Source organism: Pseudonocardia sp. TRM90224 (genome assembly GCF_021245725.1).
GTDB lineage: Bacteria > Actinomycetota > Actinomycetes > Mycobacteriales > Pseudonocardiaceae > Pseudonocardia.
Genome location: NZ_JAJGSX010000061.1, coordinates 1 through 14,939, shown reverse-complemented (window position 1 = coordinate 14,939; position 14,939 = coordinate 1). Strand labels below are relative to the sequence as shown.

At 71.4% G+C, this 14,939-nt stretch carries 11 protein-coding genes; 5 read left to right on the top strand and 6 right to left on the bottom strand.

Going from position 1 to position 14,939, the window contains the following annotated elements:
- Positions 1-151: 151 nt before the first annotated feature.
- From LL648_RS40405 to LL648_RS40395, 3 genes are read left to right on the top strand one after another with little or no spacing between them, the layout of a single operon-like run.
- Complete coding sequence (locus LL648_RS40405; protein ID WP_232668265.1) at positions 152-1,321, top strand: NAD(P)/FAD-dependent oxidoreductase; 1,170 nt, start codon at positions 152-154, stop codon at positions 1,319-1,321.
- A 1-nt stretch (position 1,322) separates the two neighbouring features.
- Positions 1,323-2,234 carry an RNA polymerase sigma-70 factor gene (locus LL648_RS40400; protein ID WP_232668264.1) on the top strand — a complete coding sequence of 304 codons (912 nt, stop codon included), beginning with the start codon at positions 1,323-1,325 and terminating at the stop codon, positions 2,232-2,234.
- Between the two features lie 17 nt (positions 2,235-2,251).
- On the top strand, positions 2,252-2,797 hold the full coding sequence (locus tag LL648_RS40395) for a GNAT family N-acetyltransferase (RefSeq protein ID WP_232668263.1): 546 nt from the start codon (positions 2,252-2,254) through the stop codon (positions 2,795-2,797).
- 114 nt (positions 2,798-2,911) lie between these two features.
- Here LL648_RS40395 and LL648_RS40390 read toward each other — a convergent pair whose 3' ends face one another.
- From LL648_RS40390 to LL648_RS40370, 5 genes are all read right to left on the bottom strand, one after another.
- The gene (locus LL648_RS40390) at positions 2,912-3,907 is read right to left on the bottom strand and encodes a TauD/TfdA family dioxygenase (protein WP_232668262.1); all 996 of its coding nucleotides are present in this window, start codon (positions 3,905-3,907) and stop codon (positions 2,912-2,914) included.
- A gap of 62 nt (positions 3,908-3,969) precedes the next feature.
- Entirely contained in the window at positions 3,970-6,417 is a 2,448-nt protein-coding gene (locus LL648_RS40385) for a non-ribosomal peptide synthetase (RefSeq protein ID WP_232668261.1), read from the bottom strand.
- A complete protein-coding gene (locus tag LL648_RS40380; protein ID WP_232668260.1) occupies positions 6,414-9,911 on the bottom strand; it encodes a Pls/PosA family non-ribosomal peptide synthetase in 3,498 nt (1,165 codons plus the stop codon). Before LL648_RS40380 ends, LL648_RS40385 begins: the two co-directional genes overlap by 4 nt.
- Before the next feature lies 1 nt (position 9,912).
- Complete coding sequence (gene sbnA, locus LL648_RS40375) at positions 9,913-10,914, bottom strand: 2,3-diaminopropionate biosynthesis protein SbnA (RefSeq protein WP_232668259.1); 1,002 nt, start codon at positions 10,912-10,914, stop codon at positions 9,913-9,915.
- 170 nt (positions 10,915-11,084) lie between these two features.
- Positions 11,085-12,509 (bottom strand): MFS transporter, encoded by a 1,425-nt coding sequence (locus LL648_RS40370; protein WP_232668258.1) that lies wholly within the window; start codon positions 12,507-12,509, stop codon positions 11,085-11,087.
- A gap of 84 nt (positions 12,510-12,593) precedes the next feature.
- Here LL648_RS40370 and LL648_RS40365 point away from each other — a divergent pair, with 84 nt between their 5' ends.
- Complete coding sequence (locus LL648_RS40365) at positions 12,594-13,238, top strand: TetR/AcrR family transcriptional regulator (protein ID WP_232668257.1); 645 nt, start codon at positions 12,594-12,596, stop codon at positions 13,236-13,238.
- 79 nt (positions 13,239-13,317) lie between these two features.
- Complete coding sequence (locus LL648_RS40360) at positions 13,318-14,448, top strand: CAP domain-containing protein (RefSeq protein ID WP_232668256.1); 1,131 nt, start codon at positions 13,318-13,320, stop codon at positions 14,446-14,448.
- Here the strand turns inward: LL648_RS40360 and LL648_RS40355 are convergent.
- On the bottom strand, positions 14,421-14,939 hold a 519-nt coding region (locus LL648_RS40355), incomplete at its 5' end, for an HNH endonuclease signature motif containing protein (protein ID WP_232668255.1). The genes LL648_RS40360 and LL648_RS40355 overlap by 28 nt on opposite strands.

The following is a 14,939-nucleotide window of genomic DNA, read 5'->3' as shown; positions in this document are numbered from 1 at the left end:
AGCCTATGGCGTTGGCGATTGGTGACGCGGCAGGGGCGGGTCCGATCTCGTCGGCCCGCAGCACGCATCGTCGGGAAGTTTCCTGCTTGCGATGTCACAGACGGACCACCTGCATACGTCTCGGGGTTGTCATCAAGCGAAGGAGCACGTCATGACCACCACCAACGTCCTCGTCCTCGGCGCCGGGTACACCGGCACGAGCGCCGCGCTCGGCATCGCCGCGCGCACCGGCAGCGACGTCCACGTCACCCTGGTCAACCCGAGCGCGCGGTTCACCGAGCGGCTGCGGCTGCACCAGACGGCGTCCGGGCAGGAGCTGGCGCACCTCGACATCCCGACCATGCTCGAGGGCACCGGCATCGAGTTCGTCCAAGGCTGCGTGACCGCCATCGACGCCGACGCGCGCACCGTGCGGATCGACGACGAGCGCGTTCTCGGGTACGACGTGCTGGTCCACGCGCTCGGCGCGGTCAGCGACACCACCACCGTTCCCGGTGCCGACACCCACGCCTTCACGTTGGACTCCGCGCACGACGCCGGGCTGCTGGCCCAGCGGCTCGCGTCGCTGCCCGACGGGGCTCCGGTCGTCGTGGTCGGGAACGGGTTGACCGGCGTGGAGGCGGCCGCCGAGATCGCCGAGCAGCACCCCCGCCTGACTGTGCACCTGCTCGGGCGCGGCGAGCCCGGGGCCATGATGGGGCCGCGGGCGCGTGCCTACCTCGAACGGGCGCTGGACCGGCTGGGTGTGCAGTCGCACACCGGCGTCGACGTGGTGAAGGTGTTCGACCATGGCGTGGACCTCGCCGACGGCGAGCACGTCCGGGCCGACGCGGTGCTGTGGACCACCGGCGTGCGCGTATCGCCCCTGGCTGCCGCCGCCGGGCTGGAGGTCGACGAGCGCGGTCGGATCCTCACCGACCCCTCGTTGCGGTCGGTGTCGCACCCCGAGGTGTTCGCGGTCGGCGATGCGGCGGCCGTCCGCCAGGGCTTCGGTGTCCTGCACGGCACCTGCCAGAGCGGCATCCCCACCGCGGTGCACGCCGCCCGCACGATCGCCCGCATCCTCGCGGGCAAGCCGGCCCGCCCGTTCCGCTTCGGCTACATCCACCAGCCGGTCGGCCTCGGGCGTCAGGACGCAGTGATCCAGTTCACCCGCCCCGACGACACCCCTGGCCGGTTCTTCTTGACCGGCCGGTGGGCGGTCGCCTACAAGGAGGCGGTGAGCTCCAGCCCGTGGCAGACCTTCGCCATCACGAAGCGGACCCCGTCGGTCACAACGTTGATGTGGCGGCGCGGCGGCGCAGCGACCCGGACCGTCTGACGTGGCCGACGACCAGCAGACCTTCGCCGCGCACCGCAGCTTCCTGTTCTCCGTGGCCTACCGGGTCCTCGGTTCGGCCGCCGACGCCGAGGACGTCGTGCAGGACGCGTGGTTCAAGTGGTCGGCCGCCGACCGCAGCCAGGTCGCCGACCCGAAGGCCTACCTGGCGCGCATCGCAACCAACCTGTCCATGGATCGGCTCCGGTCCACCCGCCACCAGCGGGAGACCTACGTGGGCCCGTGGCTCCCGGAGCCGATCCGCACCACGGACACGGACGCCGCCATGAACGTCGAAGCGGCCGATTCGGTCTCCTTGGCGATGCTCGTGGTGCTGGAGACGCTCAGCCCGCTCGAACGCGCGGTGTTCGTGCTCAAGGAGGTCTTCGGGTTCGAGTACGGCGAGATCGCGACGGTGGTGGAGCGGTCCGAGGCCGCGGTGCGCCAGACCGCCCACCGCGCCCGCAACCACGTGCAGGCCCGCCGACCCCGCTACCAGGACGACGCGGAGCTCCGGACGCAAGCCACCGAGCGCTTCCTCGTCGCAGCCACCGGCGGCGACATCAACACCCTGATGGACCTGCTCGCCCCCGACGTCACCCTTTGGACCGACGGCGGCGGCAAGGTCCGGCAGGCCATCCGCCCCATCGAGGGTGCGCAGAAGGTCGCCACTTGGCTCGCCGGCGTCGCCAGCCGCCCGTACGAAGGTGTCGAGATCCACGACATGGCCGCGAGCCTCATCCAGATCAACGGCGGGCCGGGCCTGGTCTTCACCGGGGCGGGACGGGTGATCGCCACCCTCACCGTCGAACTCGACGACGAAGGCCGCATCGCAGTCGTCCACAACATCGCCAACCCCGACAAGCTGCGCGCGATGGCGACGGGTGAGGTCCACGACGTGCGACCTGGCCCGTGACGTCCAGGATGGTGCGCGTGATCATCACGAGCGAGCCGTGGCAGCACCCGGACCCCGGGCGGTCGAGCCTTCGCCTGGTCAAGATCCCTGAGGCCGTGCAGCACGCGTTGGCGCGGGGCGAGGAGCCGACCGCGTCGCCGTACCCCATCCCGTCCTATCTGCGGGGCGACGAGTGCGCGTCTCTCTGGCGCATGAGAAGCCGACAGCTCGCCGAGTCTCCGAGCGCCGCTCCCTGGGTGACGCGCCTCGTCCTCGTTCCCGGCGAAGCCGCTGCGGTCGGACTCGCCGGTTTCCACGGGCCGCCCGACGCGGCCGGGATGGTGGAGGTCGGATACCGGATCGACCCGGAGCAGCGGCGGAAGGGCTACGCAAGACGTTCCCTGGAAACCCTGCTCGCCGTCGCGCGCGCTCACCCCGACGTCCACGTCGTCCGCGCGACAATCAGCCCGGACAACCACGCGTCGCAGTCCCTGGTCACGGGCTACGGCTTCGCCGAGGTCGGCGAGCAGTGGGACGACGAGGACGGGCTGGAGATCATCTTCGAGGTGCCAGTGAACGAGTAGCGGCGGCGCCTGGGGGAGGGCAGGAAAGCCACTTTCCTGCCCTGTGAGGGCCGGAAAGTGGCTTTCCTGCCCTCGCATACGGAACGCTTCAGGCGCCGCCACCGGCTCCCGTGCTCACCCAGGCCGCCCCGGCAGCGGTGCCGGCGGCGCGGGTCGCATCGGCTCGGCCATCCCGACGAGCACCTCCCGGTCCCCCTCGTACGGGTCCCGGCTGTGCGCGCAGCGCAGGTTGTCCACCAGCAGCACGTCGCCGGGACGCCAGGGCTCGCGCAAGGTGTGCGCGGTGTAGACGTCGGCGATGAGGTTGACGACGCCCTGACCGACGGGCTCACCGTTGCCGAACAGGGTGGTGAACGGCAGGCCGTTCGGGCCGTAGCTGTCGACGAGGAACTCCCGGACGTCGGGGTCCATCGTCCACTCGCTGAGGAACGCGATCTGGTTGAACCAGCTGCGGCGCCCGGTGCCGGTGTGGGTCATGACGGCGGAGCGGCGCTGCCAGGTGCGCAGGCCGCCGTCGGGCTGCCACTGGAACTCGATCGCGTTGGCGCGGCAGTACCCCTCGATGGCGTGGTGGTCGGCGGTGCCGAACGCGTCGGCGAAGGAGGCGCCGATCTCGTCGTTGTAGTTGCGGGCCAGCACCCAGCCTTCGCGCTCGAACCGCTCGACGAGGTCGCGCGGCAACGCGTTGAGCACGGCGGCGCCGTCGGCGACCCCCGTCGCGCCGCCGCTGCTCGGCGCCTTGAGGCAGGCGAACATCATGAGGCCCGGCACGTCCGAGGCGAAGCTCTGCTCGTGGTGCATGCACATCTGCTGGTTGGCCGGCCACGGCGTCGTCGACTGCAGACCGCTCGGGAAGCGCTCGCGCGGGGCGAAGGCCTCCCGCTCCGGGATCAGGTTGCCGCCGCCGATCAGCCGGAGCACGGCCGCAACCTGGTCGTGGTTGCGCAGTCCGAGGCCGCGGATCAGCAACGAGCCGTAGTGCCCGACCGCGCCGCGGATCGAGCGGCGGTGGTGGGCGGTCCAGCCCTCGGCGTCGGGGCCGCAGTCGGCCAGCAGCAGCGGGGGCTTGCCGGGCGCGGTCTGCACCGGAAGGGGGTTGGTCATGGTCATCGGGTCTCCACCGGCGATCGAGCGTCCTGGACGACTAGTAGGTACGGGAGGGCCAGAAGGAGTCAAGCACTCGACCGGTCGATCTGTGCCGCCAGGTCGGCCAGGACGGGGTGTTGGGTGATGGCCTTGAGCCCCACCACCCGGCCGGTGGCGATGGCGAGCTTCACCGCCGTCAGCGATGTGCCGCCCCGGTCGAAGAAGTTGTCGTTCCGGCCGATCTGGTCCACGGGCACGCCGAGGACCTCGGCGAACGCGGTGGCCAGCATCGTCTCGGTGGCGGTCGACGGCGGGACGACGACCTCGTCCTCCATGTCGGCGAGCTCGGCCGCGAACACCTGCAGGGTCTTCGTGTCGATCTTGCCGTTCGGGGTCAGCGGCAGCGTGATCTGCCAGTGGAACGCCACCGGCACCATGTAATCGGGCAGCGTCTCACCCAACCTCCAGGCGAGCTCCTCGGCCAGGATCGGTGATTCGGCGGCGTAGAACGCGACGAGGTGCGAGCTGCCGTCCGGTCGTTGCGCCACGACGACGGCCGCGTCGCGGACGTCGGGCACCTGCAGCAGCGCGCTCTCGATCTCGCCGATCTCGATGCGGAAGCCGCGGATCTTGACCTGGCTGTCGCGGCGGCCGAGGAACTCCAGCTTGCCGTCGGGCAGCCAGCGCCCGTAGTCCCCGCCCAGGTAGAGCCGCTGGCCGGGCTTGTGCGGGTCGGTCAGGTAGCACTGGCTCGTCCGCTCGGGGTCGTTGACGTAGCCGCGGCCGACGCACACGCCGGAGAAGGCGATGAGGCCGGGCGCGCCGAGCGGCACCGGGTTCAGATCGGGGTCGACGACGTAGACCCGCACGTTGCGGACGGCGGGGCCGAGCGAGATCCGCCCGGACGGCGGCGGCCTGCGGAGCACCTCGTGGTTGGTGTCGTCCGAGGTCTCGGTCAGCCCGTAGGCGTTGACGAGCGGGACGGCCGGCACCACCGCGAACCACCGCTGGACGATGTCGAACTTGAGCGCCTCGCCGGTGGCGGAGACGATCCGCAGGTCGGGCAGCTCGCGGCCGCGGTGCTCCAGGTACGTGGCGATGACCTCGAGGTAGGAGGGCACGACCTGCAGGACCGCAACCCGCCGGTCGGTGATCTCGTCGACGAACCGCTCGGCGTCCAGGATCGTGTCCTGGGGCAGGATCACCGTCCGGCCGCCGACGAGCAGCGCGGAGACGAGCTGCCAGAGCGAGATGTCGAAGCACTGCGGGGCGATCTGGGCGACCACCGCGCCTTCGGCGATGCCGAGGTCCTCGATCTTGGCGAGCAGGTGGTTGAGCATGCCCGCGTGCTCGCACATCGCGCCCTTGGGTTCACCGGTGGAGCCCGACGTGAAGTAGATGTAGGCGAGCTGGTCGGCGGCCACCGGGATGCGCAGGTCGTCGTCGGCGCGCGCCTCGGCGTAGGCCTCCTCGAACAGGACGGCCCGGGTGCCGGTCGCGGTGACCAGCGCCTTGGCCAGCATCTCGTCGCTGCCCTGTTCGGTCAGCGCCAGCCCGCACTCGGAGCGGGTGAGGGTGGTGGCGATCCGCTCGGCGGGGAACTGCGGCTCGATCGGCAGGTACACCCCGCCGGCCTTGAAGACCGCGAGAACGGCCGCGAGCCAGTCGAGGTTGCGCTCGGAGACCACCGCCACGACGCCTTCGCGGCGCAGGCCGCGGGCCTGCAGGGCCCGGGCGAGCCGGTTGGCGCGCGAGTTGAGCTCGCGGTAGGTCCACCGCCGGTCCTCGTGCTCGGCGGCGATCGCGTCGGGGTGGGCGGCGACCCGCTGCTCGAACAGCTCGTGGAACCGCTTGTCGGGCAGGTCCCGCTCGGGCCCGGCGAGCCCGTCGATCTGGAAGGTGCGCTCGGCGGCCGAGAGCAGTGTGGCCGGCCGGGCCGCGGGATCGGCGGCCTGCTGCGTCAACGCGGTGACGTGGTAGCCCGCGATGCGGGCCGCGGCGTCGGCGTCGATGGCATCGGTGCGGTACCGCAGGCGCAGCCGGGCGGGACCGTCCGGATCGGGCTCGTCGATCGCAACCTGCAGCACGGTCTGCGGAGCGAGCGGGGCAGCCGTCCCCGAGCCGTTCAAGGCCAGCTCGGTCTCGAACAGCGGCGCGGTGTGCGCCCGCTCCGCGGCGACGGTGCCGAAGGTGACCTGGTGGCACCCCAGCACCCATTGCTCGGCGCGGGCGGCCGCCGTGACCAGCTCGCGCCACGTGGCCTCGGTGCCCAGCCGGAGCGGGACGGCCGGGGCGCCGGGCGCGGTGACGTAGCCGGCCGTGACCTCGCGCTCGCCGCTCAGCGCCGCCAGCACGACGGCGTGCGCGGCGGGCAGCTGGCCGGGACGCAGCGCCGGCAGCTCCGCGGGGATCGGTTCGACGTGCTCGGCGACGGTCGAAGTGCCCGGTCCCGGCCATCGGGGGATGGTGGTGCGGCCTGCCTTGTCGAGCAGGTCGTTCCAGTACAGGCGCTGGGCACTCGCAGGGATGATCATGACTTCCTCCGCGATGCGATGGGTAGTTGCGGGGCGGACCCCAGTTCGGCTGCCGGGTTGCCGCCCCAGCGGGTGAAGGACTCGGTCTCCTCGCCCTTCACGAGGAACGAGTCGGCCTCGATGATCGAACCGTCGCCGAGGCGGGTGCCGTAGTGGATGAACGCGCTCACGCCGACCGTCACGCCGGAGCCGATGACGACCCGATCGGACTTGAAGGCGTCGTTCTCCTGGGAGTGGCACTGGATGAGGCTGCGCTCGTTCATCGAGCAGTGGTCGCCGATGGTGACGAGCGACCGTTCGGTCATCCCGAGGCCGTCGTCGAAGAGCCGCCGGCCGACCTTGACCCCCAGAGCCCGCCAGAGGCCGGCCTTGAAGGGCGTGCCGTTGAGGCCCTGGATGTAGACGTCGGCGGCGACCTTCCAGTACCGCTCGTGGCCCCAGAAGCCGCGGTCGTAGATCGAGACACCCTGCGGGCGCAGCGCGACCAGGCTGCGGACCACGTAGTCGAGCATCACGAAGTAACCGTAGGTGAACAGCAGCTCGGCGACGGCCAGCCCCGCGATCGTCGCTGCGCCGAACTGCGGGTACAGCTCGAGCGCGAGGCGGGCGAGCAGGACGACCAGCGTGAGGAAGACCCACCTGCTGATCAGCAGCAACACGATGCTCAACGCGTTGTGCCGGTCCTTGGCCTTCACACCGCGGCGCCGCTGCTCGGGGGAGACCCCGAGCCGGGCGTCGCGGTCGGTGGAGCGCGGGATCTGGAAGCTCGGCGAGCCGAGCAGCCCGATCCCGTGCCGCAGCGGCCCGTCGATCGGGATCATCACCTTCGTCGCCAGCAGGCAGTCGTCGCCGACGCGCGATCGCGACGGGTAGAAGATGCCGTTGCCGAGGAAGCTGTGCGCGCCGATCTTCGTCGGCGACACCGTGAAAGCGTTGTGCGAGTAGTCGGCGTTGACGAACGTCAGCCCGTCGGCGACAACCGTGCCGCTGCCGACGTGGCAGAGGAACGGGCTGTCGTGGTTGACCACCGTGCCGAAGTTCGAGCCGGTCTGCTCCACGCGGTCGAACTTGTAGCCGATGGCTCGCAGGTAGCCCACGACGAACGAGCTGTCGCCGGTGACGCGGGTCAGGAACGGGCTGTTGGTCAGGCGGGTCACCGAGCGCAGCGCCCAATAGGAGATTCCGTACGTGCGGCGGACCTTGCCCGGGCGCACGAACAGCGCGAGCAGCCGTGGGACCGTCGTCATGACGAGCAGCCCGCCGAGGATCCCGCCGAGCAGCCAGACCGTCGCGATGACCACCGCGTCGACGGCGGCGGGCAGCGTGTCGCTCGCGGCCTCCAGGGTCACGAACAGCTGCTGGACCAGCGGCACCTCCTTGACCAGCAGCACGACCCCGGCCGTGCCCACCGGGAGGATGACCCCGAAGAGCACCACCACCTGCGTGATCACGTACATCGCCTTGCGCAGGGAGCCGCCCTTCGTGGGCTGCACCGCGCTGTAGTTCACCGTCGTCGGCTCCGCCGGGTTCCCGTGCCAGCGCTTGCCGGCCGGCACCGACTGCCCGGCGTGCAGCGACGACGTGTGCCCCAGCTGCGCGCCGTCGCCGACCGAGGTGAAGACGTCGAGCACGGTCGCCTCCCCGACGAGCGCGCCGGCGCCGATCGTGACCGGACCCGTCTGGATCATGCCGGCCTGGGCCCGGTAGCCCGTGAAGGTCGACGACTTCCGGACGACCGCCTTCGCGCCGACGGTCAGCAGGTCGGTGCACACCGGCACGGTCGGCGACAAGATCGTCGCGCCCTTGCCGATCTTGGCGCCGAGCAGGCGCAGGTAGATCGGGTAGAGCGGGGTGCCGACGAACCGGACCAGCGGGTTCGTCCGAATCAGGGTCTTGACCAGCCAGAACCGGAAGTAGCGGGGGCCGTAGACGGGGAACTGGGTCGGCTTCCAGCGGCCCACGAGCAGCCACTTGACGAGGATCGGGACGAGCGCCGTGCCGAGGAACATCCCCCCGGTGAACCCCACCGCGCGCACGTAGATGTCCAGCGGGGTGAGCGCCGACAGCACCCACTCCGCGCCGATGGCGAAGGCGTACGCGACCAGCGCGGGATAACCGAGCAGGACCAGCAGCTGCGAAAGGCCGCAGAGCAGGTAGGTCGGCGTCTTCACCGGCGCCATGGCGGGGTCGTTCTCGACGACCTCCACCTCGGTCTTGCGGATCGCGGCCAGCTTGATCGTCACCGTGTCCGTCGCGCTGACCGGCTCGCGGGTGGCCGCCTTCGCGCCGACCGCGGCCAGCTCCGCGATCGTCGGTGCGCGGTAGACGTCCTTGATCGCGACGTTCGGCAGCTCGGGCTTGGCGCGCACCTTGGCGCAGAAGCGGGCCATGACCAGCGAGTCGGCGCCGAGGTCGTCGAAGAAGTTGCTGCTGCTCGCCACCTTCGGCACACCTAGGACGTCGGCCAACACCTTCGCGTACCCGGCCTCCAGGTCGTCTCCTGACGACGCCGACGCCGATGCCGGCGCCGCAGCCGCTTTGGCAGGCGGTTTGGCCGGCGGGGGACTGGCCGGGGCAGCGGCTTTGGCCCCGGGGCGGGACGTCTTGGCCAGCGGCGGGGCGGGGCGAGGCCCGGGCGGCGCCGAGCGTGCGGGCTTGGCGGGGCCGGCGTTGGGCCGTGCAGGCGGCGTGGCCGGGGTGCTGCCCGGGCGAGGGGGAGCGGAGCGGCCGCCGCCCGGCCGAGCGGGGGCGGGCGGGCCGCCGAACGGTCGTGGGGGCGTGGCCGGCGGGCCGCCGGCAGGGCGGGCAGGGGTGGCGGGGCTGGCCGGCTTGGCGGGGCTGGCCGGCTTGGCGGGGCTGGCCGGCTTGGCGGGGCTGGCCGGCTTGGCGGGGCTGGCCGATTTGGCGGGGCCGCCGGTCGGTCGTGCGGAGGTGGCCGGGCCGGGCCGGGGCGGCGTGGACGGGCCGGCGCCGGGCCGTGGGGGCGTGGCGCTCCCGGGCTGCGGCTTCTTCCAGGTGAATCCGGGCTGGGCGGGCGTCGAGCGGCGCACCGGAGACGGGTCGGGCCTGGCCGGGGACGGTGCGGGCGGCGCAGGTGGTTGCTCGACGGGTGCCGCCGCGGCCTTCTCGTCCTCCAGCTGCTGCACCCGATCCAGCAGCTTCGCCACCTCGCTGCGCAGGTTGCCCAGCTCGACGGTGTGCCCGGAGGACGGGCGGGGCAGCTGGATCGCGGTGACCGTGGGCTCGTCGGGCCCGACCGAGTCCGCCGGGCCCTTCGCCGGGCTCGTCTTCGGGGCCTTCGCCTGCACGACGACGGTCTCGTCGGCGCTCGCGCCCTTCTCTGCGGCGCCTTTCTCTGCGGCGCCTTTCTCTGTAGCGCCCTTCTCCGGTGCCTTCGCCTGGAAGACCACGGTCTCGTCGGCGGTCGGGATGAATCGGACCGTCTTCTCCTCGTCGTCCCCTGGCCGCTTCGACGGAGGTGACGGGTTGGGCATGTCAGGCGGCCCGGTGCGGAGAGGTCGTGCCGGACGCGTCGAGCACCTCACTACCGAAGATCTTCTCGACCCAGCTGTCGTGGTAGACGGTGTCGAGGTAGCGCTCGCCCAGGTCGGGGGCGATCGCGACGGCGGTGAGGTCAGGGGTGCCGTACACCTCCAGCCAGGCCGCGGCGCCGCTGACGACGGTGCCGGTCGACCCGCCGAAGAGGAACCCGCGGCCGGCCAGGTTGCGGCACGTCCGGATCGTGTCGACCTCCTCGACGAGCACGACGTCGTCGACGATCTCCTCGTCGAGCTGCGGCGGCCGGACCCCGGTGCCGAGGCCGGGGATCATGCGTGACGTGGGTGGGCCGCCGAAGGTGACCGAACCGACGGCGTCGACCGCGACCACCTGCACCTTCTTGTGCCCGTCCTGGTGGCGCTGCCGGAAGTAGCGGGAGCAGCCCATGAGCGTCCCCGTCGTGCCCGCGCCGACGAACAGCACGTCGAGGTCGGGGAACTCGGCGGCGATGTCCGGCCCGGTGGTGGCGAAGTGCGCACCCGAGTTGGCGGGGTTGGCGTACTGGTTCAGCCATACGTAGCGCTTGTCGTAGGCGACCAGCGACTCCACGTACTTGATGCGGGCCCCCAGCAGGCCACCGCCCTCGGGGTCGGGCTCACGGATGACGTGCACGCGGGCGCCGAGGGCGTCCATCGTGCGCCGGGTGGTCTCGTTGCAACGCACGTCGGTCACGCAGACGAAGCCGTAGCCCTTGCTCGCCGCGATCACGCTGAGCGCCACGCCCAGGTTCCCCGACGACGACTCGACCAGCACCGAACCCGGCTGCAACCGCCCCGAGCGCTCGGCGTCCTCCACCATCGCGAGCGCCGCCTTCATCTTCACCGAGCCGGCGAAGTTGAAGCCCTCGCACTTCAGAGCTAGCGGAATGCCGAGCACCGTCCGCAGGTCGATGAAGAGCCGATCGGTGTTGAAGTCGAGCGGGCTCGTAACCATTACCACGATCAATCCCCTAACTGACGCCCCGTCCACAGCAGCGGACCTTGCCCGTGGAGGCTGGTTCGGAGGGTTTGATTCATGGCAGGATCCCTTCGCCCCACAGACCCTGGCTGCTAAATCGTCGCCGAGCACGTGATCGTTAACTCCGCTGAAACATGCCGGCCCGCCCGCGGTCAGTCCGTGCGGTGCCGCGCGCGGACGATGCCCCCGGTGACGAGCGCCGCGGCCAGTGCCGTGAGCGCCAGGCCGGCGACCGTGACGGCCCCCTGGAACTGGGCGGTCTGCTGAGCGTTCCAGCCCGACGTGGCGATGCTGCCGGTGAACAGCGCGGCGATGATCGTGCCGGTCAGGGCGATGCCGACGCCGGAGGTGACCTCGGTTGCGGTGTCGACGAGCGCCGCACCGATCGTCGTCCGGTTGGTCGGCAGCCCGCGGAGCACGTTGGTGCCGGCGACGACGCCGACCACCCGCATCCCGGCGGACACGAGCACAAGCGCGACCGCGACCCAGATGTACCCGAACGAGTTGAGCAGGCCGTAGACCGCGAGCCCGAGCACCATCGTCGCGGCGCTGAGCCACGCGGCGTGACCGAGGCCGACCCGGTCGACCAGCGGCGTGATGAGCGCGCCGCCCGCGACGAGGACGGCGACCTGCGGCAGCATCCCGAGCGCGGCCTGCACCGGGGTCCACCCCCACTCGAGCTGCAGCTGCAGCGTCACCAAATATCCGAGCCCGGCGGTGGCCAGCCCGGCCGCGGCCTTGAACGCGAGCCCGCTGGAGACGAGGGGTCGGGCGACGAGCGCCAGGTCGAGGAGCGGATACCGGGCCGCACGCTCGCGCACGACGAACAGCGCGGCGGCCACAACAGCCGCTGCGGTCGCTGCCCACGGCGCCCACGAGCCGGCGCCCTCGTGCACGAACACCGTCGGCGCGACGAGCGCGAGCACGATCGCCGCCGTGCCCAGCAGCGCACCGAGGGCATCGACCGGGTCGCGGTGCAGATCCGCCGGATCGTCCGCGGCGATGCCGGTCCGCACACCGATGATCGCGAGCATCGCGACCGGCGCGTTCACCAGCAGCAGGACCTGCCACGGCGCCACCGCGAGCACGAAGCCGCCCGACGTCGGGCCGACAGCGAGCCCGACCATGCCGACGGTCGAGATGAGGGTGGTGGCCCGCACACGCAGGTCGTCCCGGTCGAACAGCCGGAAGGCCAGCGCCAGCGAGCCCGGCGTCGTCATCGCGGCCGCGACCCCCATCGCCGCCCGGACCGCGATGAGCTGCTCCGCCGTGGTCACGAACGCGGTCATCAGGCTCGCCGCGCCGAGCAGGACGAGCCCGATGAGCATGAGGCGGCGCCGGCCGAACCGGTCGGCCATCGCGCCGAACGCCAGCATCAACCCGCCGAACACCACGGCGTAGGCGCCGGTCACCCATTGCAGAGCGGTGGTCGAGGCAGCCAGCTCCCGCCCGATCGTGGGCAGCGCGACGTTGAGGATCGACATGTCCAGCATCTCGAACAGGAAAACGGCGGAGAGTCCCGCCAGCGCGACCCACGCCTCGCGCAACGATCGCGGTGAGCCCTTCGCGGGGGTCATGACAGTGTCGGTGGAGCGCGCGCCGCTAGGTTAACTCACTAAATTTAGTCACACAAGGCAGTTGCGCATGGACAGGGAGGTCGGATGCCCAGGACCGGTGAACGAGGAGGGCCGCAGACGCGCGCGCGGATCGCGGAGGTCGCGGCGGGTCTCTTCGTCGAGCGCGGCTACGACGCGGTGACCGTCGCCGAGGTCGCGCGCCACGCCGGGGTGTCGAGCGTGACGGTCTTCAACCACTTCCCGCGCAAGGAGGACCTCTACCTCGACCGCGCGGACGACGCCGTCGAGATCCTGCGCTCGGCGGTGCGCGACCGGTCCCCGGACGTCGACGTGGTGGACGCCCTGCGTGATGCGACGCTGCGGCTCGTCGACGCCCGCCATCCGCTCTCCGGCGTGAACGACCGGTCCGTCCCGTTCTTCCGGACCGTCTCGGCCTCGTCCGCGCTGCTCGCGCGCGCCCGGGAGATCGCCGCCGAGCTCCAGCAGGCCCTTGCCGAGGAGCTCGAACGCGACCCGCGGTTCGCCGGCGACGCCACGCTGCTCGCCGCCTTCTTCATCGCCGGCTACTCGACCGTCATGACGGGGACCGCGCGGCGGCTCGTCGCGGGAGAGCCCCTCGAGTCCTTGCTGGACGATCACCGGCTGCGCTTCGAGCGGCTCTTCGATGCGCTGCGCCGGAGGGTCGACAAACCCCTTACCACCTCGGCACCTGCTACGCGGCAGGGCTGACGAAACACCTCGCCGCCGGTCTCCTTGAGGCACAGCGGGTCGCACCGAGCGGCCGGCTTCGAGCGCCAGGAGCCCCAAGATGACCAGGAAATCCCGATCTCAGCCCGCCGGGGCCACCCGGCGCGCGACCCGCCTCGCGGCCCGCGGCATCGCAGCGTCCGCGATCGCCGCGTCCGTTGTGCTCACCCTCGGCGGGCCCGCCTTCGCGGCGCCGCTCCCGACCCTGAACGCCGCCCAGCAGCAGGAGATCCTCGCGAAGCACAACGCGGCCAGAGCGGACGTCGGGGTCCCGGCGCTGACGTGGGACGCGGGGCTCGCCGCCGACGCGCAGGCCTGGGCCGAGCACCTCGGCAGCGAGGGCGGCAAGCTGGTGCACGCGGAGAACACCGGCCAGGGGGAGAACCTGTACCGGAACTCCGACGCCGGATCGGACCCGTCCCTCGCGGTCGGCAGCTGGGTGGCGGAGCGGCCCAACTACGCCGCCGCCGCGAACAAGGTCGACTACGACAAGGACACCAACCCCGCGGCCGCGAACTTCGGCCACTGGACGCAGGTCGTCTGGAAGAACACCACCGCGGTCGGGTGCGGCACCGCAACCGGCGCGTTCGGCGCCGTCACCGCCTGCCGGTACGCCCCGCCCGGGAACTTCCAGGGCCAGCTGCCCTACCCGGGGGCCGACCAGGCCACGCCCACGAACCCGGAGAAGCCGGAGGTCAACGAGGCGGACTGCGCGTACAACCCGGGCGGCCGCGGCGGCCTGGGCTCCTACGTCGACGGGCTCGCCCTCGACGTGCGCGACTGGGAGGCCGAGCTGACCGACGCGATCAACGCCTTCCGCAAGGACAACGGCGTGCCGGAGCTGACCTACTCCCGCCAGCTGGCCCGCCCGGCCATGTGGGCGAGCCTCGACGACTTCAACCGCGGCGACGGCCCGATCGGTCCGGACCACCTCGACAGCCGCGGGATGGACGTCCCCGCTCGCGTCAAGTACTGCTCCGGCTACGAGGGCAACGTCTACGAGATCGCCTACTTCGGCAAGAACCTGCAGGCGGCGAATTGGCAGTCGGCGTTCGAGTTCTGGACGACGCACTCCCGTGACGCCCTGCTCGACCCGTCGTACACCACGTTCTCCGGCGCCCAGATGGCCTACGGCGGCGACGACGTGAACCGCAACCCCGCCTACTACACGCTGGTGCTCGGCGACCACTGATCCTCGACGTCCGGCAACCGATGCCCGCCTCCCTGCTCGGGAGGCGGGTTTCGTCGTGGAGCGGGGGTGCCGGGTGTCAGGTGGGGTCTTCGGCGTGGTTCTTGGTCGGGATCAATCCATTTCGGCGGGATGAATTCCGGTAACCCGTCGACCATCCGGACGATCCATTCGGTGGCATGTATTTCCCTGTGGTGCATTCGGCATAGCATGACGAGGTTGTTGATTTCGGTCGGCCCACCATTCTGCCATTCGACAATATGGTGGATGTCGCACCAACTCGCCGGGCGCCCACACCGTGCGCATCCGCGGTCACGGGCAGCGACCGCGCGTCGCATTCCGTCGGGAATCACCCGGGAGAGGCGGCCGATGTCGAGGGGTTGGCTGTCGCTGTTCATGACGATTGGGATGACTGTTGCGTTGCAGGCGAGCTGGCGGAGGTCTTTGGTGGTGATAGCGCCGCCGAAATCGAGGATCGCGGTGCGGACCCGGGT

Bases quoted from the DNA above. Each gene is read 5' to 3' on its own strand.
- LL648_RS40405 (WP_232668265.1), top strand. From the start codon at position 152: ATGACCACCACCAACGTCCTCGTCCTCGGCGCCGGGTACACCGGCACG.
- LL648_RS40390 (WP_232668262.1), bottom strand. From the start codon at position 3,907: ATGACCATGACCAACCCCCTTCCGGTGCAGACCGCGCCCGGCAAGCCC.
- LL648_RS40385 (WP_232668261.1), bottom strand. From the start codon at position 6,417: ATGATCATCCCTGCGAGTGCCCAGCGCCTGTACTGGAACGACCTGCTC.
- LL648_RS40380 (WP_232668260.1), bottom strand. From the start codon at position 9,911: ATGCCCAACCCGTCACCTCCGTCGAAGCGGCCAGGGGACGACGAGGAG.
- LL648_RS40370 (WP_232668258.1), bottom strand. From the start codon at position 12,509: ATGACCCCCGCGAAGGGCTCACCGCGATCGTTGCGCGAGGCGTGGGTC.
- LL648_RS40365 (WP_232668257.1), top strand. From the start codon at position 12,594: ATGCCCAGGACCGGTGAACGAGGAGGGCCGCAGACGCGCGCGCGGATC.
- LL648_RS40360 (WP_232668256.1), top strand. From the start codon at position 13,318: ATGACCAGGAAATCCCGATCTCAGCCCGCCGGGGCCACCCGGCGCGCG.